Below are 23,257 nucleotides of genomic sequence, written 5' to 3' on the forward strand. Positions count from 1 at the left end.
TCCTTAGCGAGAGAGAGAAGACAATCAGCGGTGCAGATCGCTCATGCGCATATCCGGCCCCAGCAGATCCTGAGGGATGCGTATTTCGATGATGCTGAAGGTGTCGCTGGACAGAGCACGATCAAGTGCGCTGGCAAACTGTTCAGTATCGGTCACCGTTTCACCGTGACCGCCAAACGCGCGGGCGTAGGCGGCGAAATCCGGATTGGCCAGATCGGTACCACTGATGCGACGGGGGTGATGAATTTCCTGATGGGTGCGAATGGTTCCGTACATGCCGTTGTTCAATACGATGATCAACGGCTTCAACCCCAGGCCTCGGGCAACCGCCAACTCCTGGCCGTTCATCATGAAGCAGCCATCGCCAGCCACCGAGACCACTTGCCGCTGCGGATGTGCAAGGGCAGCCGCGATAGCAGCTGGAACGCCGTAGCCCATGGAACCGTTGCGTGGCGACAATTGCGCTGGATAACCGTTGAACCGCAGGTAGCGCCCGGCCCATCCGGCATGGTTACCCGCGCCCCAGGTGCCGATCGCATCTTCTGGCAAGGACTGTTGCAAGTGCTCAAAATGACATTGAGGTCGATGCGCCCGCCCAGTGGCGGTGGCCGACGATAGCGTTCGCCGTCCTGACGCAACGCTCGAGTACGCTCACCCCAAGGCAGCGGCGAAGCGGGAGTCAAGGTCTCGAGTGCGCGAGCAAATCCAGGCATTTGCGAGATGATCCGCAATGCTTGGGGATGCGCGGCACCCAGGCAGTCCGTATCGGGTAATACCGTCACCAGTGTGGCTGCATTCCATTGCACAGGGAGCAGCGCCCAGCTATCTGTAACGATGTCGCCCAACGGTGAACCAATGCCAATCACCAGGTCCGCGTCACGCAAGGCATCGGCCATGACACTTGAACGTCCATAGCCAAGCGACCCGACAAAAGACGGCGAACGATGGTCGATCAGATCCATGCAATTGAAGTCCACGGCAACCGGCAACTCGTAGCGCTCGGCCCACTGCTGGACCTGTCGGGTCGCCAGCGGCGTCCAGCCCCCACCACCCAGTATCACCAAAGGTTTCAGAGCACCGGCCAACAGACTTTCCAGCTCGGCAATGGCATCCGGGCCGGCCACAGCTTGCAGGGAGCGGATGGGCTGGACGGCCTGCGCCTGCACTCGATCACGCAACATGTCTTCCGGCAGCCCGATCACCACCGGCCCGGGCCGACCTGTGCGCGCCAGCGCAAAGGCGCGAGATACGATCTCAGGAATACGTTCGGCGTGTTCAATCTGGAACACACCTTTGCTGGTAGTACCGAACCAGCCATCCAGATCGAACTCCTGGAAGGACTCGCGGTAAGTTTCCGCGCGAGGAATGAGCCCGACAAACAGTACCAAAGGCACGCTGTCCTGCCAGGCGGTGTGCATGGCAACCATGGCGTTCGCCGCACCTGGACCTCGGGTCACCATGAACACGCCAGTGTTCCCGGTGATTCGAGCGTGGGCGTCGGCCATGTAACCCGCGCCACCCTCCTGACGACAAACCACCAGCTTGATCGGTGAATCGTGTAATGCATCCAGCACTTCCAGATAACTTTCACCCGGAACGCAAAACACTGTCTGCACACCTTCATGAGTTAACTGGTCAACGACAAGCTGACCACCAGTGCGTTTAAACATCGCCCATTCCTCGATTGTTTTGAGATGCCGGGCGCGTTAGGCGCCTCAGGAATGTGGCGAAGACTAAGGATCGCGAACAATGTCGTCTAATGCTGAATGTTTTTAGTTTCAATGCTTTTTGCGCATACCCATAAGCACTGATAAACAGCTGATGCTTATCCTCTTGGACTTGAAAATCACCGAACGCCGGCTAAAAAAGGACAGGGTGTCAGTTCCACAAAAAAACGGGCACCTTCAAGATGCCCGTTTTGATTTACGCCGACGCCGACGCCTGCGCCCGTAACCGTTTACCAACCACTTCCAGCAGGTCACAACCATCACGCAGCGGAATGGCCAGCAGTCTGGAAAAGTCCGCCAGCACGACAGTGTCGCAACCAATCTCGGCGCGGAAGGCGATGTTTTCCAGCACCTGCGTGACCGTGCGGATGCGGTAATCGGCCATGGCCAGAAGGACGTCGAGTGGGGCTTGAGTGTCGATGAGCAGTGCGGCCGGAATCTCGTCGAGTCCGGAAAGGGGGGTGTATCGATTCATTTGAAGATCTCTGTTTGATTGGCTCAATGCCGTCACTCAGTCGTCGCCAAACGATTGGGTGGCAGCTGTGCGCAGGTTGGCGAACCGGCACAGAGAACACCGGCAGACCCGAAGGTCTCCCGCGCACAGCCGCCATTAAAAAAGCGGCTTTGCGGGTGCGATGGCCCCTGCGAACAAAGCGCATAGGCATCGCATTGTCTGTAATCAAGTCGCCAAACCTGAATAGCCATTGTGGGCGACGCTGCGGACTACAAGCTTCATCGGAACAGCGGGCACGGTCAGGCCCAATCAAGGGGTGCTCAACCAAGCCCTTTCACTTGTTCGGGAAACGCTCAAATTAAGTAAGGCTCGAACAGGCATCGCACATTCACCCTCGCCTTCAGTTTCGCAGCCAGCATATACAACCCACCTACCTTGCGATGCAGAAACAGGACATCCACCGGTGGCGTGTGCCAGAAATCGCGATCGGCACCCAGTTGCCACCCTGCATCGCGCAAGCGTCCTGCGAGGTCGGACATCGCAAAGTCATAGGCACCTTGATGCCGCAGTGGCTCGCAGGCCTGGCAGATAAGGTCAGTCAGCAATAACCGATGCCTGGGCAGGGTTTCAGGCTGAAAGTAGCCGACATCCAGCGCTGCCTCGGTGATGGCGGCGCGGTCCTCACGCAGGCCTGCAACGAGCAGTTTGCGAAATGCCTCGGTGCTGTTGCGGCTATAAAGGCGCGTGGCACCGAAGTCGAGCAACACTAACTGCCCGGTTTCTGGCTGGTAACGGTAGTTGGCAAAGTTGGGGTCGGTCTGGACGCACTGAAACTCAAACACCTCGCGCAGAAGCAGGCCGAACAGCAATGTCATGATGCGGTCGCGCTCTGCCTGTGGCGCGTGTTCAAGGGTCTCCAGTGGGCCGCCGTCGGCGAAGGACATCACCAGAATGTTCGGCGTACTGAACTCGACATACTGGCGAGGAACCAGAAAGTCCGGACTGTCGGCTAACAGTTGGTGAAAGCGCTGTAAGTGCATGGCTTCTTTCAGGTAATCCGCTTCATTTTGCAGTAGAAGCTTGGCCTCCTGGAGCAGCGGTGCGACGTCCATGCCGTGAGGCAGCAGCCCGGACATGCGCAGCAAAGCAGCGACGTTATCCACATCGCTGGAGATACTTTCGCGCACACCTGGATATTGCACTTTGATTGCCAGACGCTGGCCGTCTTTGCCTTGCGCAGCATGAACCTGGCCGATGGATGCTGCCGCAAATGGCGTGAAGGAAAACCGTTCGAAGCGCCCTTCCCAGCCTTTACCCCAGCTTTCGTTAAGGACCTTTACCAACTGGCTCATGGGCATCGGATGCGCGTCAGAACGCAGGCGAGAAAGAATGTCGCTAAGCTCGCTCGGTAACAAATCCCCCGCATCCATGGATAACAACTGTCCGACTTTCATGGCCGCACCACGCAATTGCGACAGTTGCTCGGCCACCCGTTGCGCATTACCCGGCGTCAACAGCAGGTCACTGAACGCCGGACGTTTACCTTGAGCCAACTGCCGCGCACCTTCGGCCAGCATGCCGCCCACCACGCCCGAGGCCAAACTGCCAAAACGCATCAGCCGCGACAAGCGACTGCCCGGCACTGCAGACGATTCGGGCAGGCGCGGTTTCACGAATAAACAACTAAAGCGATTGCGCCAATAAGCAGGCAAACGCTAGCCACAGCAGTCAGGCGCAATCGCAATGGCAGGTACCAGGCTTGCAGGCTCACCACCCGAACCAACTCTCTGTCTTGCCAGAAGTGGACGACAAATCCGACGATCAACAGCAAGCAACCCAATGGCACCGGCAGCAACGTGCTGAGCCAACCGATAAGAGCCGGGATGACGCTCCATATAAGCCGGTCGCGGCGCAGTTCGGCACTCATGTTTTGCACTGACATACCGAAGCCCCAGTGCAAGGCGCCGATGAAGCTCAGGATGACAGCGCCATAGTTGACCAGCGCCTCAGCCCAAAAAGGTCGATATTCTTGAGAAGTGAGGATGAGTAGCGCGAGACCCAAAAACGGTAGCAAACCGCCATAGCCCAGCAGGACGATATGCCTTGGCGGCGAGATCGAAGACGACAGGTTCATTTCAGTTTCTTCCAGTGCCGGATATACAAGACTGTAGACCCAAAAGCTGCGGCCTGATGCCAATGCTTTGCACTAGTACAGTGGTTTAATCCTTTCCTTGATTGACCGGCGGTTTTGGTCGATTGCAGCGCTTTGCGACAGGCCGGTTGAATCCACAGACACAAGCAGCCATTCAAAAACGCCTTCGAAGAACATCTGGATGTTGATCGTTAATTCGATGGAGTGGCCCTCGCTTTCTCAATGAGCCAGTCGATCAGTAACACGACCTCAGGGACGCCGCGACTTTCTTCATTGCAAATGCAGTAGTAATCCATGGCGGCTGGAACTTTCATTGAGAAAGGCTGCACCAGCCGCCCCTCTGCCAGGTCCCGCGATGAGTTGATTTCATCACTCAACGCTACCCCATACCCATCCCGCGCAGCCTGTAGTGCGATACCAAAGTCCTCGAAATGGACGTCCGCGTCCCCCGGATACGGCAAACGGGCTTCCAGCAGCCAGCGCCGCCATTGTGTGCCGTCGTCTTCGTGCAATAGCCGGTGATGAATCAGATCCGACGGTTGTCGCAAACCATGCGGACCTCGCAACAACTGTGGGCAACAGACTGGAAACATGTGCAAGGGTTGAAGGGGGCGCCACCAGAACCCTTCCCAGATCGGAGCGTCATAGAGCACCGCGATATCTGCTCTGCGCCAGTCCACATCACCAAGATCGTCGGCGCTAATCACCCGAAGCTGAATATGAGGATGCTCCGCCCGGAATGCGAAAAGCCTGGGCATCAGCCAGGTTGCGCCAAAAATTGGTTCGGTAGAAATCGTCAGCACCTTTGCTGGTGGTTCTTTGAAGTGCTCCTGCGCTATCTGGCGCACGCCTTCAGTTATTTCGTGAATGCCACGAGCCACCGAGCGTTGCAACGCTAGCCCGCTTTGCGTCAGCACGAGGTGGCGACCTTGTTTGTAAAACAGGTCAATACCTAACGAGCCCTGCAACGTCCTGAGCTGCTGACTGACGGCACCAGGGGTCACATGGAGTTCAGCAGCAGCCGCACCGACATGGCCGAGGCGCGCAACGCATTCAAATACTCGAAATGCATGCAACGGTGGAAAGGACATAGGGGCTCAACTGTTTAGTTTTATTGTCATTTTATTTGGCAGTTTATATAGATTGTTTGACGGCTCGGCAATAATAACAATTGGGGGGTAGCTGAGCCAAAACAACAATTCAAAGAGCGCCGCCCTATGACAGCCATTCAGACACACCAAGAACATGCCTTACTGCAACGAAGTCAGCCGCTCCCGAGCCGCAGCGAGTTTGGAGGGTGCAAATCATGAAAGCCACGCTTGCACTGCTACTGATCGCTTTGGCGCTACCTGCTTCGGCCGCTGAGAAGGTTGTGCAGTTCTATGGCTGGGCAGAGTACGTTGGAGTTAAAACCCTAAAGGCTTTCGAGACGCAAACGGGTATCAAGGTCCAGTACGACACGTTTGATAGCGCCGATGTGCTGGAGACCAAATTACTCACCGGGCAAAGCGGCTACGACGTCGTCGTTCCGAGTATCGCCATGCTGGATCGGCTGCTTCAGGCCAAGGCTCTACAACCCAGTGGCATTCAGCAGACCCAGCGACTCGGCGAACTGGATCCTGTGCTCTTGTCGCAGCTGGCTACAGTCGATCAAGGCAATCTTTACGCAGTGCCATACACCTGGGGCACCACGGGGATGGCAATCAATCGCAAGGAGATCGAGAAACGCATTCCCGATGCACCAATAAACAGCTTTGACCTGCTGTTCAAACCCGAGTACGCGAGCAAGCTCAAAGAGTGTGGGATTTCGGTCGTCGATGCGCCGCAGGAAGTGATCAGTATGGCGCTGCACTACTTGGGCAAATCGCCTTATAGCAAGGATCGGGCTGACCTTAATGCCGTTCAGGCATTACTCACGCAACTGCATCCCTCTGTGCGTTACATCGGCACCGGCACGCAAAGCAGTGACCTGGCCAATGGCGACTTATGCCTCGCGCTGACTTACAGCGGCGATGCAGTCCTGGCCAGGATAATGGCTGAGACTGCGAAAAAGCCGTTCGACATCGATTATGTCATTCCTCGTGAAGGCACTCTTAACTGGATCGATACGCTGGCCATTCCGGTCGATGCACCTCACCCGGAAGAGGCTCGGGCCTTCATTGAATTCATCACCCGCCCCGAGTCGCTGGCCGACCTCACCAACAGCCTGTATTACGCCAACGCCAACACGGCGGCAACCCGGCTGATTGATAAAAGTATTGCTGACAATGGCGGCATCTATCCCTCCGCTGCCGTGCGCAACACCTTATTCGGTGAGGAGCCCATGGCCCTGCAACTCATGCGTGAGCGCACACGTGTCTGGTCCAACTTTCGTAGTCAACGTTGAGTATCTCCATGGAAAATAACAACCCAACCGATCAGGCGATCACCCGAACAAGCCTGTATGGCACTAACGCTGAATCGACTTACGGCGGTATTACCAGTTTCATGCGTCGGCGCTACAGCCGTGATCTTCGAGGCGTGGACCTGGTCATCAGCGGCGTGCCCTTCGACACGGCGACCAGCAACCGGCCGGGCAGTCGGTTCGGTCCACGCGCAATTCGTGAGGCCTCCGTTCAATCCGCTTGGGCGCGGCATTGGCCATGGGACTTTGATCCGTTTGACGTGTTGGCCTGCGTTGATTTCGGTGATTGCTCCTTCGACTATGGCTCACCTCAAGAGACCCCGGCCGCAATCAAAGCGCACGCCGATCACATTCTGGGGGCCGGCGCTGCGATGTTGACGCTAGGGGGTGATCACTTCATAAGTTATCCGTTGCTGCAAGCCCATGCCGCCAAACATGGCCCACTGTCCATGATCCATTTTGATGCGCACCATGACACCGAATCGGATGGTGATGAAATGCGCATCGATCACGGTTCAATGTTCTATCACGCAGTCAGGGAGGGTCTGGTTGAACCATCCAGATCCATTCAGATCGGCCAGCGCATGACCAACGATGATGTGATGGGCTTCCAGGTCGTGGATGCTCGGCAAGCAAATACCAGCAGCGCTCAAGATATTGCCCGCATGATTCGTGAACGAGTCGGTGACCACCCGGTGTATCTGACGTTTGATATCGATTGCCTGGACCCGGCATTTGCACCCGGCACCGGCACTCCGGTATGTGGTGGCTTGTCCACCTTCCATGCCTTCGAGATCTTGCGCGGACTACGCGGGATTAACGTGATAGGCATGGACGTGGTCGAGGTGGCCCCTGCTTATGATCATGCTGAAATCACGGCACTGGCAGCGGCGGCGCTCGCCATGGAAATGATCTGCCTGTATGCGGCTCGACATAAATTATGAGCTGACAGAAGAGGCCCCAAAAGCGATGAAGAGCCTTTCACTTGCGCCACGCGAACGTGAGGAGATGACATCGCCTTGATACTAAGCTGCATTACCACGGGTAATGGTTGAGACGAGTAGCTTTTACTAAGCCCGCTCAACCTGCTTATCTGAACGACTACTATGGGTCGATTGCAGCACTTTGCGACACGCAGGAAACAGACAACAGCAGGCGTTAGAGTGCCTATCCCCTGAAATGGCTTGCACCTGTTTCACCGTACCACCGGCGCATGCTCGGCCATCAATTCCATCACCCAGTCGATAAATGCCCGCACCTTGGCGCTGACATGGCGATTCGGCGGGAATGCCAGATACATCGGCATTGGCGGCATGTGCCAGTCCTCAAACAGCGGCAGCAACTCGCCGCTGGCCAGGTGCGGTTTGGCCATGTACTGCGGTAGCCAGATCATGCCCAGCCCAGCCAGGCCAGCGGCGAGGTAGGCATTCCCGTCGTCGACCGTCAATTGCGGGCGGCCTCGGGCCTCAATGCGCTCCTCACCCCTCTGCATCGCGTAAGGCAAGGTTTTGCCAGTACGAAACCAGAGGAAGCCGACGGTACTGTGCCTGCCCTCGTCCAGCTCACGGGGATGCTCCGGCGTACCGAAGCGCTGCAGATAGTCGGGCGCGGCGTAGATGCCCAGTTTCAAATCGCCCACATGCCTTGCCACGAGGAACTGATCGGTGATCTCACCGCCACGTAACACGCAGTCGACGTTTTCGCCAATGATGTCGACGATGCGATCGCTCACGCCCAGGGTCAGCTGGATTTCCGGGTAGCGAGCAAAGAACCCCGGCAAGGCGGGTATCAGCAGCATTCGCGCCAGTGGACTGGGTACATCCACACGCAGCCGCCCGCGCGGTGTCATCGATGCGCTGGACAGGCTGGTCTCGGCGTCGTCCATATCGACCAGTAGGCGGACGACGCGCTCGTAGTAGGCCGCGCCGTCGGCGGTGACATTGACCTTGCGTGTAGTGCGGTTGAGCAGGCGCACGCGTAGCCTCGCTTCCAGTTGCTGAACGAGCTGCGTCACAGTGGTCTTGCTCATGTGCAGGGTGGCTGCCGCCTTGGTGAAGCTGCCGGTTTCCACTACTCGGGCAAAGGCCTGCATTGCATCGAAACGGTCCATTTCACGCCTCTCTCGGGTCTGGATAATTTGGATTCTACAAACAGTCATGACCAGAGTTGCCCGTTTATCCAGGTCTGCCTTCTTTCTACAGTGGCTCCATCGTAAACAGCGGGCCGCGATGGCCCCGAAGGAGCTATGCAATGATCAGCAAACGTGATGTCGTTTTCCCGCCTGACCGCCATGCACTGTACGAACTGCACCGCTACTCGCCGGCGATTCGCTCCAACGGCTTTCTGTTCGTATCCGGTCAGGTCGGCAGCCGCAAGGATGGCTCGGCCGAGTCGGACCTCGCGGCACAGGTTCGCCTGGCCTTCACCAATCTGAATGCGATCCTGGCCGAGGCCGGCAGTCGTTTCGAGGATGTGGTCGACACGACCATTTTCATCGTAGACCCCGACTCGAAATTCGAAACTATCTGGGAAGTTGCGGCCGAGTACTGGGGCGACGCTCCCTACCCCACGGCGACCGTTATAGGCGTGACCTGGTTGTCAGGCTTTGACTTCGAGATCAAGGTGATCGCCAAACTACCGCAATAGTGCCGGCCAGGGTCTTTTACCCCGTCGCTGTAAAAAGTGAGCCTCCAACCGAACATGCCGTCAGCAATTGGAGAAACGCTTAACTGGACGACGTCGCAGATGAACTCACCCGCGCCCTGCCTGCCTTCTTCGCTTCGTAGAGTTGCTTGTCCGCAGCTTCTATCAAAGCCTGGAATTCAAGTTCTCTAGTGGGAGTCAATGTTGCAACGCCTAGGGAAACAGTCACAACACGATCTACATCAGAAGCAGAATGTTCGATGCCCAATGCCCGAACTCGCTCCTGCATTCTTTCTGCAATCTCGACCGCCCCCGAAAGCACGGTATTGGGCAGAATGCAGGCGAACTCTTCGCCACCATATCGAGCCACCAGGTCATAGGGCCGTCTAACTGTTTCAGATAACGTTTGGGCAACGGATTTCAAGCAATCATCGCCAGCCTGGTGTCCGTACCGGTCGTTGTAGAGTTTGAAATAGTCGACATCCACCAAAATGAGCGATAGCGGCTTTTGCTCTCTAAAGCACAGACGCCAACCCGCCATTATGTCCTCATTAAATTTACGTCGATTGGCCACTCCAGTAAGCCCATCCATCAATGCCATGGAACGCAGCAGATCGCTCTGTAGTTTCAGGGTCAGATGTGTTCTGACCCGTGCTCTGACAATGGTGGCATTGATGGGTTTGGTGATGAAGTCCACCGCGCCAAGCGCCAGCCCCTGCATCTCATCTGACTCCTGCTGCTGTGCGGTAATGAATATGATGGGTATGCCTTGGGTCATAGGATCAACCTTGAGTCGACGGCAGACTTCATGCCCGTCCATACCCTCCATGACCACGTCCAGCAGAATCAAATCGGGCAGTTGGTTCTGGCATACGCCGATTGCCTGCTCACCGCTGGTGGCCATGAACACATCACAGTCCTCACGAAATAGCTCATGAAGTACCCGGATATTAGTCGGTTGATCGTCAACAATAAGGAGTTTTGGACGTTTAAAGGAATGGGGTAACCAGGTTTCCATCGATTGTTCCATCAGGCAGATCTCAGCAGATCACGACCAATCGGCATCGCAGCGCGAAAGTCTAGCGACTGCACCCTGACAACCAGTTCGTCGAACTGTGGGCGCAGGGAGTGCGGCATTTTTGGCGCCAATGCGTCTGCCAGTTCTATGGCTTGCAGGTTTCCCGTTTCCAACAATAGCAAAATCTCCTCCAGGGACTCTCTCCATTGCGCCGACGCCATGGAGTCCTCGTCAGCATTGCTTTCAACACGCAGGTCCTGGGCAAAATCGGCATTCATTTGCTCAAGGCTCTGTTGCAGTAACCTGCTCAACCCGTCAAACCATATCGGGTCGGCCAAAAGACTGGCTACAGACTCAGAATCGGCAGATATGAATGTGTGCTCCAGGTCGCCTGCCAGCAGCGACAATGCCTTGGCGCCCATAGTGCCGCTGCTACCTTTAATGGTATGGAGTACAAACGCAGCTCCCGATGCATCTTGCCGCTGGATCTGATCACGCAACTGCACAAGCTGTTTTTCCATCTCAGGGCCAAAGGTACGCAGCACGTTACGGATCAAATCAAGGTCACCACCAAAGCGGTCAATAGTTGATGCACGAGACTCTATAACGCCGTCTCCTGAATTGACTTGTCCCAAGGTCAATGTTGCCTGGCTATCTTCACTGCCCGCCTGAGAGAGCAGCGTTACGACGAGTTGCTCCAAGTCTATAGGTTTACCGATATGATCATTCATCCCCGCAGCAAGGCAGGCTTCACGATCGGTATTGGAGACATTTGCGGTCATCGCCACAATCGGCAGTGTTGCAAAGCGTGGGTTCGATCTAATGCGACGAGTCGCCTCCAAGCCATCAATGTCTGGCATCTGGATATCCATTAGTACGACGTCGAAGGACACACGCTCATTCATCACCTTGCTCACACCTTCCAGCCCGCCTTCAGCCAGTGTCACCAGCGCGCCTTCCCTTTTCAGTAACTCATTGGCTACCTGTCGATTGAGCATGTTGTCCTCCACCACCAATAGCCGTAGCCCGGCCAGACGTGGTGGTCTCTCAAGCGTTGAGCGGGGAACGGGGGACTGCAGAAGGTCTTTGCCCTTGAATGCTCTCTGGACAGCGTCGGCCAGTTGCCTGGGAGTGACAGGTTTGGTGAGGAACCCCACGAAGGGAGCGTCTCCCGCCTGGTGGACGTCGGCCAATACCTCGCGGCCGTATGCCGTGATCATAATGACCATCGGAGGTGGTACGCCGTTACCCCGCTGCTGGATCAATTGCGCAGCGCTCAGCCCATCCATATCGGACATCCGCCAGTCCATCAGCACCACGTCGTAGGCCTCACCTCGCGCTTGGGCTTTCTTCACCCAATCCACCGCTTGTGTGCCACTGCTGACGCGGTCAGCCTTCCATCCCAATCCATGAACGGTTCGCAATAGCAATTCACCTGCCATGGCGTTGTCGTCGACGACCAGAATCCGTAAGGACACATGGATTCCAGTGCCGGCGGTTCCCGGCAGTGACGTCGGCGCTACATCCAGAGTGATATCGAACCAGAAACGACTCCCGACACCTTGCTGGCTCTCCACGTGAAGTTCACCACCCATCAGGGTGACCAACCGCTTGCAGATCACTAATCCCAGGCCTGTGCCGCCAAAGCGCCGGGAAGTCGAGGCCTCGGCCTGAGTGAAACCTTCAAAAATGCGCTCAAGCTGTTCCGGGCTGATACCAATGCCGGTATCAGAAACGGCGATGCGCAAGCTCACAGCATTCTCCGTGCGCATCAGTTGTTCAATGCTGACCACGATCTGGCCTTCCAGGGTGAACTTGAGGGCATTGCCCGCCAGATTGATCAGTACCTGCTGCAGTCGCAGGCTATCGCCGATCAGGTCGTTCGGTAAATTGGAGTCCAGGTCGAACATGACCTCAACCTGCTTCTCGCCCTGGTTACCTGCCAGCACTACCGCGAGGTCACACAAGAGCGGTTCGAGCTCGAACGGGTGCACATCAAGTTGCAGTTTGCCCGCCTCAATCTTGGAGTAATCGAGGATGTCATTGAGTAAACCCAGCAGTGATTTTGCAGCGGTCTGCGCTTTGATCACATAATCGAGTTGGCGGCCATTGAGGTCAGTGTTCTGTACCAACTGCAACATACCCAACACCGCGTTCATCGGTGTGCGTATTTCATGACTCATGTTGGCCAGGAAGGCAGACTTGGCCGCACTCCCTGCATCGGCCTGTTCCTTGGCGTAAAGCAGATGAGACTCCAGCTCGCGCTGGACGGTGATGTCCCGATTGATACCGGTCACCCGCGAAGCTGCACCGTTTCGATCGCGTTCGACCTGCGCGCCTGCATGTATGAAGCGGATCTGACCGTCCGGGCGAACGACACGAAAAATAGTGTCATACACATCAGTCCCCTCGACGGCAGCATTCAACTTTGCAGCCGCTGCCACGACATCCTCAGGGTGAACACGTGAATACCAGTGCATATAGTTCACACCGGTATGCCGCAACGTCAGTGACTGCCCGTAGAACTCGAACATACGGTCATTCCACTGCAGGTTATTGTCCGCCAACGTCCAGGACCAGACGCCCAATTCTGCCACTTCAGCAGCCATCAGCAGTTGATCGTGCACAGCCATCAGTTCGCTGCGTTGTTCCAGTGTCGTCTTCAGGCTCGCCGCCAGTTCCTTTTCTGCCGCTTTACGTTCGGTGATGTCTACCGCAATCCCCAGGTAACCGCTCAATACCCCATCGGCATCGCGCATGGAGGTGACCACTAGCGTGACAGGAAACCGCGAGCCATCCTTGCGTGTGTAAGTCCACTCCCGGGTTTCTGCGCCTTCAAGCTCAGGTTTATGGGTAAGCACACGGAAACCGTCGATAGGCTGAGCGTACTCCTCGCTCAGCTCAACGCCACGTGCAGCGACTTCCTCTGTGACATGGAAGAGCGCCGGGGTGCCTTTGCCTACCAATTCAACGGCGTCATAACCCAACAAATGCTCGGCGCCTTTGTTGAACACACGGATAACCCCATCGAGATCCGTCGCAATGATCGATACCTCAGTAGCCGAGCGTAGTACCGTGTCCAACAACAGATTGAGATGCCGCAACTCGGATGTTCGTTGCGCAACCTGCTCTTCGAGGTTGGAGTTGAGTTCAAGGATTCGGGCCTCTGCCACTTTTTTCGCCGAGATATCCCTTAATGTCTTGGACGCCCCAATGACGCCACCACCCTCGCCATAAATGGGTGAGATGCTGACGGAGACATCGATCAGTCGCCTGTCTTTGTGATGGCGTTGCGTATCAAAGCTGTCGATGCGCTCACCCGCCCTGATGCGCGCAAGGATATGAGCTTCCTCTGTGACAAGCGCTAGCGGAACTATCAAATTGGCCAGTGTCTGGCCCACGGCTTCCTCGGTGGTATAACCAAAAAGGTGCTCGGCCCCTTGGTTCCAGTTGGTGACGACGCCATCGAGGTTTTTTCCAATAATGCCATCGCCCGAGCTTTCGACGATGGAAGCCAGCCTGGCCTGCTCGACAAGTATCTGCCGCCGACGTTGACGGCTGACACTCACGACACTCGCCAGGGTCGCAAGAAGAAGCGTGAGAAAACCACCGAAAAACAGCACAACTTTTGGTGAGACCTGATGCAGGCGCTGGATAAACAGCGAGTTTGCGCCGAGTTCGACTTGCCACCGCCTCCCGTATACCTCGCGCTCCAGCTGATGGGTCATCAGCGTTTCACGGTGACCCGAGTCGGCGGTGCTTTCATAAAACAGTTTCTCTTGTCCTGGGACGGTGATGTCCCTTAATCGTAAATGTACCGTCTCATCTTCTATGCGCAGCCCTCTGAGTACCTCCTCTGTCCGCAACACGACATAGCTCCAGCCAAAAGCTGCGGCCTCGCGATCAGCAACATTCACCGGAGTCAGTCCGTCGCGAAAGATAGGCATCAACACCAGGAAAGACTGCTGCGGTTTCCCCATGGCCTGTATTAACGTGATTGGCCCAGTGATCCGTGCAGCACCGCTTTGTATCGAAGATTGTGCCGCCTCTCGCCGCGATGTCTCTGACGCTATGTCCAAGCCAATGGCAGCCTGGTTAGCTTCAGCCGGTTCGACATACTGAATAACGTAGCGCTCGCCTGAATGGGCTGAGAATTGATGAATGGAAAAATCCGCTGGGCCGTCAGATCGAGCAGACTTGAGAAACTCGTTTTCATCGCGCTCTGGTACACGCCTGATAAAACCAAAGGCACTGGCGCCGGGGAACTCGAAAGCGAGGTCACGGGTTCTGTGATATCGGCGAAATACTTCACGGCTAATATCATATTCGCCTGCTGTCAGCACCGCTCCACGAACACCTCGCAAACCGTACTGGTAAAGATTGAGACGCATTAAAACCAACTCTGCGGCCTCTTCGGTCGCCGCTCTAATCGCTTGTTGGGCCTGCTGTTCGTTGCTGCGTTCAAGGATCCAGCCTCCCAGAATGCTTGCCCCTAACCCCACGACCAGAGTGATAGCTACCAGCCAGTTCCATGCGAAAAACTTATGCCTTCTCACCCGCATTGCCCCACTGCAGAAGGCCTTCAGCCTTCAAAATTAAAGTTCAAACCCTGTTGGGGCGCCGCAAGATGTCCAACCTGCAAACCACGAATACGCTCATGTCAGGCCAGCTAATCGTTGAAGTCTGTCTATGTCTGGTTCGGGTTCGCCGTTGTTCATGGCGGCAGCAAGGCGCATCACCACTTGTTCGCGGCGAACTTGCATGTGGGGCAACGCGTAAATTGCGCCTATCAGGTCGCGTAGAGCCATAGGCAGCCCCCAGCTCGCTTTCAAGCGAATGGCAAAAGGTGCTGAGAAATCACGGACAGCGTGGGTAAGCGTTTCTTCGGCCACGCTATTGCCCTGGTTCTCCCATTTCTGAGTTTGGTACAACACACAGAGTTCGCCCATGCGGTGCAGCAGGGCCGCACTTTGCAGCGGGGCGGGATCCAGGCCACATCGTTGAGCCAGGAGCACCACTCGTTCAGCTAAACGCTCGGCATCATCCAGATGAGCCTGGATAAAAGTCACCAGCATGCCGTCAGGTTGAGTATTGGCCTGTCGCAGGGCCTGGCTAATCGCCAGATTCACGCTGGTAAGCCCTCCTAACCGTGCCAGAGCAGCGTTCAAATTCGTGCATGGCTGGCCGAGCCCGAGATACGCGGCACCGTTGGCGGCGGCAATCAAGTGGGCGCATAGCGCCGGGTCATACTGCCAATCATTGGCGAGTGCTCGTAAATCCATTGGCACCCCGCCATAGCCGAGCTGAAGTTTGTCTTTTACCGAGGCGAGTAAAGGCAAGTCCAACTCATCCGCAGACAAACCACCGAGATAGCTGACCAGGTCTTCAGTTTTGACAGGCATCGCCAAGGGGCGCTCATCAAGCGGAAGGAGCGCGTCCAGGCATTTTACGACGCGTGAAACCTGGAATGGCTTGGTGAAAAAGGCACTGATCCTCAGCGATTTTACCGCCAGTACACTGTCTCGATCAGCGCGCCCGGTGATCATGATCAGCGGCGTGCTTTGATCTTTTTCACGAATTTTCTGCAACAGTTTGACGCCGGGGGCATCCGGTAGATTCCAGTCAGCCATCACCAATTGATAGGTGCCTGGCTGCCAGGCGTCTAAAGCGCTAGCCACATCGGTAAAGCAATCGACCTGAGCAACCGGACGGATGCTCAACACGAGCTGTTTTAAAAGATCGGATATCCAGGGGTCATCATCCAGGATCATCACACGCATTCGGTAATCCTCAATGGATTGATACCCAACCTCGCAACGTCTTAGCGGCTGACTATCAGCCAACAGCAAACATGGACGTCGTGGAGATCAGAGGGTGAGGTTGTTACCGAGCGATTTTGAGTAAATCCCGGCAATTTCCCTTTGATTTGCAGCTTGATAGGATCCTTGAAGGATCGAATCTATTCCTGACCCGCGAACTATACAAGCGGGCAAACAGCTCACAGGTAGTTAGGCTGGGGGGTTAGTGGCGAGAGCAGCAAAGCCAGCTGAACTGGACTATCTGATACAGCAGTGCCCATTGGGCCGAAAGCTATTCATTCACACGGTGCTTGCGCATGGCTTTGGCAAGCAGCCAATAAAAGACCATCACCAAAGGAATCGGCAGCATTAGCAGCAACAATGCGCGGACGCCGTTCGACAGACCTCCGGTATCGAGGCTGGCCAGAACCATCAAAATAATCAGAGACGCGAACAAGTTGCACACGCAAATGGTCATGACCCGGTAGAACAACCTGATCTATTTCAACGAAGTGGACAAGGGGTGGCACTTCGCTGCGTGGGAACAACCGGAGTTATTTGCCAGGGAACTTCGCGCGGCGTTCCGTAGCTTGCGCTAGCCCCCGCGATGAGTTGACCTGCCCACTATCCACGTGGGCAGGTCTCCTGGGAGTGGGTATCCGGATGCTTAGTGGACTACTCGAAGAAAAAATAACCCCTGGTTTTTGACATCACTGTTCACGCACATGGACAGTGATGGTGCAGGGGCTGTGAAAATTCAAGCAACCCCTGCCCCTTTGCCTAACCTCGCAGGAAAGCGAGCAAGTCGGCGTTGATGGTGTCGGCGTTGGTCGTCGGCATTCCGTGGGGGAAGCCCGAATAGGTTTTCAGTGTGCTGTTTTGCAGGAGCTTTGCCGACAAAGGTCCAGAGTCTTCGTACGGCACGATCTGATCATCATCACCGTGCATCACCAGCACTGGAATGGTGATGCGCTTCAGATCTTCGGTGAAATCGGTCTGGGAAAAGGCCACGATCCCGTCATAGTGCGCCTTGGCACAGCCCATCATGCCTTGCCGCCACCAATTCAGGATGATCCCCTCGGACGGTTTTGCCCCAGGGCGGTTGTACCCGTAGAAAGGTCCCGCCGGAACGTCATGGTAGAACTGTGCGCGGTTGGCCTTGAGCTGTGCCTGCAGGTCATCGAAAACCGATTTTGGCAAGCCGCCGGGATTGCTCGGGGTCTGCACCATCAAGGACGGCACGGCGCTGATGATGGCGGCCTTCGACACTCGGTCTTCGCCATGGCGAGCAATGTAATGGATGACCTCGCCGCCTCCGGTGGAATGCCCCACATGGGCTGCGCCTTGTACGCCCAGATGGTCGACTACAGCCGCGACGTCATCGGCATAGTGATCCATGTCGTGCCCGTCCCAGACCTGGCTGGATCGCCCGTGGCCACGCCGGTCGTGCGCAATCACCCGATAACCGTTCGCCAGAAAAAACAGCATCTGCGCATCCCAGTCGTCCGCGCTGAGAGGCCATCCGTGATGAAAGCAGATCACCGGGGCATCGCGTGGCCCCCAGTCTTTGTAAAAGATCTCAACACCGTCCTGCGTAGTGACGTAGCCCATGCTCGCATCTCCAGAATGAAATGACGGGCCTCTGCGCGCTGCCTGGCCACCCGGCCTCTTCAGGTTTGCAGTCACTTCAAGGCCAATGGTTTTCCCGGGTGGACCATGAGAATAGGCGAACTGACGACAATCAGTGTCTCGCCGAGAAAAATCAGGCGGCCGCCCCTCGCTCGACGTTGCTACTGACCTCGAATTGGCCGACGAGCTTTTGCAGTTTGTTGGCATTGAGCCTCACTGTTTCAGCACTGTTTTGCAGCACCACTACGGTCTGGCGCATTTCCAATGAGGACTGGTCGACCTTCTTGATTGTCTTGCCACAGTCGAGGCTGTGCTTGTTGAGTTGTTGAATAATCACAAACATGCTCTCCACGGCCTGGTGCAACTGTACGTTTTCCGAGGACGCATCTTCGGCCAGGCGCAGGCTGTTATCGACGTCCTTGACGCCCTCCTCCATGAAGCTGACGGCTTTTTGCGTCTCGTTCTGCAAACCTTCGACCATCTGCCTGATATCGTCCGCCGCCCGTGAAGTTCGTGAGGCGAGGCTGCGTACCTCGTCGGCGACCACCGCGAAGCCTCGCCCGTGCTCACCCGCACGTGCCGCCTCGATGGCTGCATTGAGTGCCAGCAGATTCGTCTGGTTGGTGATGTCGCTGATCAAGCCGGTGATGTTGCCGATCTGGGTCATGTTGCTGTCGAGCAACTGCACGCTGGAAGAAGAGCGCTGTACCACATCCCGAATGGACTGCGTGCCTTCCTGTACGGCGAGAAATTGTTCGCGGGCACGGGAGACCACCTCATCCATCGCCTGCTTCATTTGTTCTGCGCTGGCCGAAGCCTGCTGGATCTCGCCCAGTTGGTCTTCAACGATGATCATCAGGCGATGAACCGCATGCGCGACCTCCGAGGACGTGACGCCGGCCTCCTGGCTGCGCCCCAGCATCATCTGATTGGTGGTGCCGACATTATTGCTGGCTTTCACCACCTGCCCTACCACCGAATCCAGGTGGTCAATGAAACTGTTGATCAAACGCCCCATGTCCCCGGTTTCATCGTTGGCCATGCGCGTGGTGTCCAGACGTTGTCGCAGGTTGCCCTCACCCTCGGCGATGGTCCTGATCACTCCGGTCATCTCGTTGAGCCTGGCCGCAAGCCTCTTGGGCCCCCACTGGCTGAACAGGACCGTGGCACACACCATGCTCAGGATCTCGATGGCATCGATCATGTCCTGGGCCAGGCCGCTGTAATGCTGGACCATGACGTTGCACGCCAGCAACGCGGTCATTGTCGCGAGGAAAGGTTTCATCAAGCCATAGCTGAGCGAGCGCCGCCGGTAGACCTCCTCCAGATCGGCTTCGCACATCATGCCCCAGCGATCATGGGAGCCTGGCAACTGGAAAGTAACCCCCTTGCCGACGACCGGAATGTGCCGATAGTCCGAGTAGCCAGGATAGGTAACGAACAGGTTGGAACCCATGCGGATGGTTTCGCGTACGCCCGGGTGCAGCTGTTGCGTGGCCGGGTCGGTAAAGCGCAGCTCCAGCTCAGTGTGGCGCTGAATCTGCACGGTCTTCCACGGCGTATTCACCCCGCTTTTCAGATTTTCGCCGTGGGTGAACGTGCCGTCCTCGAAACGTGAGCGGGACAAGGCGGTGCCCGGCTTGATGGCCGGATCAAACCGCGACTGCGCCATAAACAGATAGTTATCGCCAGACTCGGCGTACAGGTGCCCGGCCTCACGCTGGATGAGATCACCCAGCACGTCATTGGGCACGCGACCGCAGAGGCAGCCGAGGACTTTCCCATCGACCTGTACGGGCTGGTAGAACATCAGCGTCACTTCATCGTGAAAGCGCGAGGACGATGGACCGATCTGCAGGGTCAATGGATCAATATAAGGGCCATGGAGAAACGGCGCCTTCAGGCCTTCGACCAGTGCACGGGGATATGCGAAAGGGGTTTTGCCGCGCCTATTCCATGTCGAGGCAATGAGGTTGCCGCTTGGGTCAACGACGAACAGCTCGGAAAAATCTTCTGCCTGGGCGAGCTTGTCCATTAACGAAGTGCTGTCGATATGGACGAAATCCCGGCCGATATTATCAGCCAGCTCGGCCAGATGGTCCCACTGCTCACCCGTCCAGTTTTGCAGGAGTTGAACCCGGGTTTCAGTGATCGCCTCGAAGGTTTGTTCGAGCACCGGGGCGGCAGAGCGATTGAGCCAGTACGCCCAGCCCATCATGATTTTCCCGGTCTTTCCAAACCAGGGGAGCCAGCGCTTTTCGTTAGGGGACAACTGCATTGAATGACTTGATAGCGACATTTGCTTCACCCACCGCGACTTTAAGATGGCAAATTGATAGCAAAGTCCAAGCCAATTCGTGAGCAGGCTAACAATCTTGGCAGGTTGGGTCACTCAGCCCTTGCTCATGAGACCCGCAACTTGCTTCAACCCAGTGCACCGGGCCGAACGCGCTCCATAAGAGCGCCTTCACTCGACGGCGCCACAATCAAGCTGCGGTCGAAGTCAGCCTGGATCTGTTGCCGGCATACCCCCGCTCAAGACAGGCGCGGCAGTGTTGCATACCCTTGGCGACCTGCTTTTCGACGGTGCTTTCATTGATGTTCAGTTGCGCGGCGATGTCGCGCTGGGTGAACCCTTCACAGCGGGCCAGCAGGAAGACGGCCCGATATTTCTCTGGGAGATCTCCTAGCGCCAGGGCCAGCAGCTCCAGTTCCTGACGAGTGCCGGCGGCCTTCTCGGGGGGATCTCAACCAACTGGGTCAGGGTGAGGCGTTCAGGTAGGGCCATAAATCAGCAAACGGTCCAGGTCAGGAGCTAAAACGCCATCGCAAATGATAAATGCTCCCAAATAAGTAAAAACCTCATTTCACATATAATTACATTTGCTTATGATAAGGATTCTCAATAACAGTAAACCGAATGAGAATTCGCATGATCGCCCCCCTTTCTTCGCGTTCAAAAAACTCCGCCACGCAGCGCTCGCCATCCCAGCTGCGCCCTCTGGCCCTGGCAGTGCACGTTCTTGCTGCCGGTATCGCCCTGACTGCACCCTCGGTGCAGGCGGCGGAACAGACTAAACAAAAAGAGAATGGAAACTCTTTGAACCTGGCCCCTATCGCGATCACCGAGACTGCCGCCCGCGAACGCAGTGCCGTAACCGAAGACACGAACTCCTACACGACAGATGCGGCTCGCACTGCAACGCCTTTGAGCATGTCGCTGCGCGAGACCCCGCAGTCGGTCAGCGTGGTTACCCAGCAGCGCATCCAGGATCAGGATTTGAAGACCATCGTCGACGTGGTCAACAACACCACGGGTGTGTCGGTGAACCGCTACGAGACCAGCCGCGCGCAGTTCAACGCCCGCGGGTTCGAGCTCAACTCGTTGATGATCGATGGCGTGCCCACCATCTACGAGCAGCCGTGGAGTTCGGGGGAGATTTTCAGCAGCCTGGCCATGTATGACCGCGTTGAAGTGGTGCGCGGCGCCAACGGTTTGATGACCGGTGCGGGCGACCCTTCGGCGTCGATCAACATGGTGCGCAAGCGCGCCAACAGCACCGCCCTCAAAGGCTCGGTGGAACTGAGCGCCGGTACCTGGGACACCTATGGCGTCGAGGCTGATGTGTCCACTGCGCTGAACGAGGAAGGCACGATTCGCGCGCGTCTGGTTGGCGAGACCAACGAGGGCGACACCTGGATCGACATGAACTCCGACAAGCGCCAGACCCTCTACGGCACCATGGACATCGACCTGACGCCAGACACGACGCTCTGGTTTGGTTTGAGCCACCAGGAAAACAAGACAGACTCGCCGATGTGGGGCGGCCTGCCGGTCTGGTACGCGGACGGCAGCCGGACCAACTGGAGCCGCTCCAAGACTACCTCGGCCAAATGGAGCAAGTGGGACACCACTTACGACACCTACTTCGTCAATCTCGATCACAAATTTGCCAACGACTGGCAGATGAACCTCAGCTACAACCGTGGCGAACGCACCGGTGACTCTTCCCTGCTTTACCTCTCGGGCAATCCAGGCCGCAACGGCAGCGCGCCAATGTCTTCATTCCCGGCGACCTACAAGACCGAGACCACTCAGGACGACTACGCCATTCGCTTCAATGGGCCGTTCTCGCTGCTGGGCCGCGAGCATGAGCTGGCCTTCGGTTACGTGGACAGCAAGCAGAAATTCGACGCCGACTCACTGGATGCGCGAACCGGCTTTGAGGGCGTGGCCGACTTTGATGCCTACGACGGCAACTTTGCCGAGCCGGTCTGGGGCCCGCGCACCGATTACGGCTACAGCGAGACTCGCCAGAAGGGTCTTTATGCCGCCACCCGCCTGAACGTGACCGACGACTTGAAAGTGATTCTGGGCGCGCGCGAGAGCTGGTACGAAAAGACCAGTGACGACGTGTTCTCGGAAGTCAGCAAGGTGGATGTTGACCATGAATTGAGCCCCTATGCCGGCGTGGTCTATGACCTCACCGACAACATCTCGGCCTATGCCAGCTACACCGAAATCTTCCTGCCACAATCGGTGCGCGACAGCAGTGGCCAGACACTGGAGCCCATCGTCGGCGAGAGCACCGAAATGGGTCTGAAGGGCGAGTTCTTCGGCGGCCGCTTGAACACCTCCGCAGCGATCTTCCAGATCAAACAGGACAACCTTGGCCAAAGCACCGGCGTGCTGATTGATCCTTCGAACCCGGTCGGCGGTTTTGCATACGAAGCCAGCGAAGGTGCAACCAGCAAGGGCTTCGAGCTGGAAGTGTCCGGCGAACTCGCCACCGACTGGAATGCCTCGGTGGGCTACACCCAGTTCACCGCTGAAGATGCCAATGGCGACGACGTGAACACGCTGTACCCAACCAAGTTGCTGCGTACCTTCACCACCTACCGCCTGCCCGGCGCGTTCAACAAGTTGACTATCGGCGGCGGCGTCAATTGGCAGGACTCGATCTATACCTACGCCACCAACCCGGCCGGCAACTCCGAGAAAATCCAGCAGGACGCCTATGCATTGGTCAACCTGATGGCGCGCTACGAGATCACCGACAACCTCTCGGCACAGGTCAACGCGAACAATGTCACCGACGAGAAGTACTTCGACATCTTCGATGCCTACGGTGCCCTGACCTACGGCGCCCCGCGCAGCATTACGGCTTCGGCGAAGTACCGCTTCTAACAACCTTGTAGGAGCGAGCTTGCTCGCGATGGAGGATAACGATAACGCGGGGCATCAGGCGCCCCGCAGCGTCCTCAGGTTTTTCGCGAGCAAGCTCGCTCCTACAAACCAATGGTGCCCTCACCTACGGCGCTCCGAGCAGCATCACGGCTTCGGCAAAGTACCGTTTCTAACAACCTTGTAGGAGCGAGCTTGCTCGCGATGGAGGATAACGATAACGCGGGGCATCAGGCGCCCCGCAGCG

17 protein-coding genes and 1 pseudogene are annotated in these 23,257 nt (G+C 56.7%); 4 read left to right on the forward strand and 14 right to left on the reverse strand.

Annotated features, from left to right (window positions below):
* Positions 1-24 precede the first annotated feature (24 nt).
* From AAEZ09_RS19870 to AAEZ09_RS19895, 6 genes and pseudogenes are all read right to left on the reverse strand, one after another.
* Positions 25-561 carry a thiamine pyrophosphate-dependent enzyme gene (locus AAEZ09_RS19870; RefSeq protein ID WP_350600486.1) on the reverse strand — a complete coding sequence of 179 codons (537 nt, stop codon included), beginning with the start codon at positions 559-561 and terminating at the stop codon, positions 25-27.
* Positions 562-701: 140 nt separating this feature from the next.
* A pseudogene (locus tag AAEZ09_RS19875) lies at positions 702-1,670 on the reverse strand (thiamine pyrophosphate-binding protein); the annotation flags it as partial.
* 253 nt (positions 1,671-1,923) lie between these two features.
* On the reverse strand, positions 1,924-2,202 hold the full coding sequence (locus tag AAEZ09_RS19880) for a hypothetical protein (RefSeq protein WP_350600488.1): 279 nt from the start codon (positions 2,200-2,202) through the stop codon (positions 1,924-1,926).
* A gap of 332 nt (positions 2,203-2,534) precedes the next feature.
* On the reverse strand, positions 2,535-3,854 hold the full coding sequence (locus AAEZ09_RS19885; RefSeq protein WP_350600489.1) for an ABC1 kinase family protein: 1,320 nt from the start codon (positions 3,852-3,854) through the stop codon (positions 2,535-2,537).
* Positions 3,851-4,315: a DUF3429 domain-containing protein gene (locus AAEZ09_RS19890; protein WP_350600490.1), complete on the reverse strand. Its 465-nt coding sequence runs from the start codon at positions 4,313-4,315 to the stop codon at positions 3,851-3,853. The genes AAEZ09_RS19885 and AAEZ09_RS19890 overlap by 4 nt, the downstream gene beginning before the upstream one ends.
* A 209-nt stretch (positions 4,316-4,524) precedes the next feature.
* A complete protein-coding gene (locus tag AAEZ09_RS19895) occupies positions 4,525-5,424 on the reverse strand; it encodes a LysR substrate-binding domain-containing protein (RefSeq protein WP_350600492.1) in 900 nt (299 codons plus the stop codon).
* Positions 5,425-5,639: 215 nt separating this feature from the next.
* Here AAEZ09_RS19895 and AAEZ09_RS19900 point away from each other — a divergent pair, with 215 nt between their 5' ends.
* Entirely contained in the window at positions 5,640-6,719 is a 1,080-nt protein-coding gene (locus tag AAEZ09_RS19900) for an extracellular solute-binding protein (RefSeq protein WP_350600493.1), read from the forward strand.
* 8 nt (positions 6,720-6,727) lie between these two features.
* Complete coding sequence (gene speB / locus AAEZ09_RS19905; RefSeq protein ID WP_350600494.1) at positions 6,728-7,681, forward strand: agmatinase; 954 nt, start codon at positions 6,728-6,730, stop codon at positions 7,679-7,681.
* Between the two features lie 251 nt (positions 7,682-7,932).
* Here speB and AAEZ09_RS19910 read toward each other — a convergent pair whose 3' ends face one another.
* Positions 7,933-8,847 carry a LysR family transcriptional regulator gene (locus AAEZ09_RS19910; RefSeq protein ID WP_350600496.1) on the reverse strand — a complete coding sequence of 305 codons (915 nt, stop codon included), beginning with the start codon at positions 8,845-8,847 and terminating at the stop codon, positions 7,933-7,935.
* 140 nt (positions 8,848-8,987) lie between these two features.
* Here AAEZ09_RS19910 and AAEZ09_RS19915 point away from each other — a divergent pair, with 140 nt between their 5' ends.
* A complete protein-coding gene (locus AAEZ09_RS19915; protein WP_350600497.1) occupies positions 8,988-9,383 on the forward strand; it encodes a RidA family protein in 396 nt (131 codons plus the stop codon).
* A 79-nt stretch (positions 9,384-9,462) separates the two neighbouring features.
* On the opposite strand, the gene AAEZ09_RS19920 is transcribed toward AAEZ09_RS19915, so the two are convergent.
* The 7 genes from AAEZ09_RS19920 to AAEZ09_RS19950 form a co-directional block, all read right to left on the reverse strand.
* Entirely contained in the window at positions 9,463-10,398 is a 936-nt protein-coding gene (locus tag AAEZ09_RS19920) for a diguanylate cyclase (protein ID WP_350600499.1), read from the reverse strand.
* A gap of 11 nt (positions 10,399-10,409) precedes the next feature.
* Complete coding sequence (locus tag AAEZ09_RS19925) at positions 10,410-14,960, reverse strand: CHASE domain-containing protein (RefSeq protein ID WP_350600500.1); 4,551 nt, start codon at positions 14,958-14,960, stop codon at positions 10,410-10,412.
* A 93-nt stretch (positions 14,961-15,053) separates the two neighbouring features.
* Positions 15,054-16,178, reverse strand: a complete 1,125-nt coding sequence (locus tag AAEZ09_RS19930; RefSeq protein ID WP_350600502.1) for a response regulator — start codon at positions 16,176-16,178, stop codon at positions 15,054-15,056.
* Between the two features lie 310 nt (positions 16,179-16,488).
* Complete coding sequence (locus tag AAEZ09_RS19935; RefSeq protein ID WP_350600503.1) at positions 16,489-16,653, reverse strand: hypothetical protein; 165 nt, start codon at positions 16,651-16,653, stop codon at positions 16,489-16,491.
* 323 nt (positions 16,654-16,976) lie between these two features.
* On the reverse strand, positions 16,977-17,807 hold the full coding sequence (locus AAEZ09_RS19940; protein WP_350600504.1) for an alpha/beta fold hydrolase: 831 nt from the start codon (positions 17,805-17,807) through the stop codon (positions 16,977-16,979).
* Between the two features lie 151 nt (positions 17,808-17,958).
* Complete coding sequence (locus AAEZ09_RS19945; RefSeq protein WP_350600505.1) at positions 17,959-20,124, reverse strand: methyl-accepting chemotaxis protein; 2,166 nt, start codon at positions 20,122-20,124, stop codon at positions 17,959-17,961.
* Between the two features lie 187 nt (positions 20,125-20,311).
* Positions 20,312-20,536, reverse strand: coding sequence for an RNA polymerase sigma factor (locus AAEZ09_RS19950; RefSeq protein ID WP_350600513.1), 225 nt, complete (start codon positions 20,534-20,536; stop codon positions 20,312-20,314).
* Positions 20,537-20,757: 221 nt separating this feature from the next.
* On the opposite strand from AAEZ09_RS19950, the gene AAEZ09_RS19955 reads away from it, so the two are divergent.
* Entirely contained in the window at positions 20,758-23,013 is a 2,256-nt protein-coding gene (locus AAEZ09_RS19955) for a TonB-dependent siderophore receptor (RefSeq protein WP_350600507.1), read from the forward strand.
* The last annotated feature ends 244 nt before the right edge of the window (positions 23,014-23,257 follow it).

The sequence above is a fragment of the Pseudomonas sp. 65/3-MNA-CIBAN-0223 genome (assembly GCF_040310425.1).
Lineage (GTDB): Bacteria > Pseudomonadota > Gammaproteobacteria > Pseudomonadales > Pseudomonadaceae > Aquipseudomonas > Aquipseudomonas gregormendelii.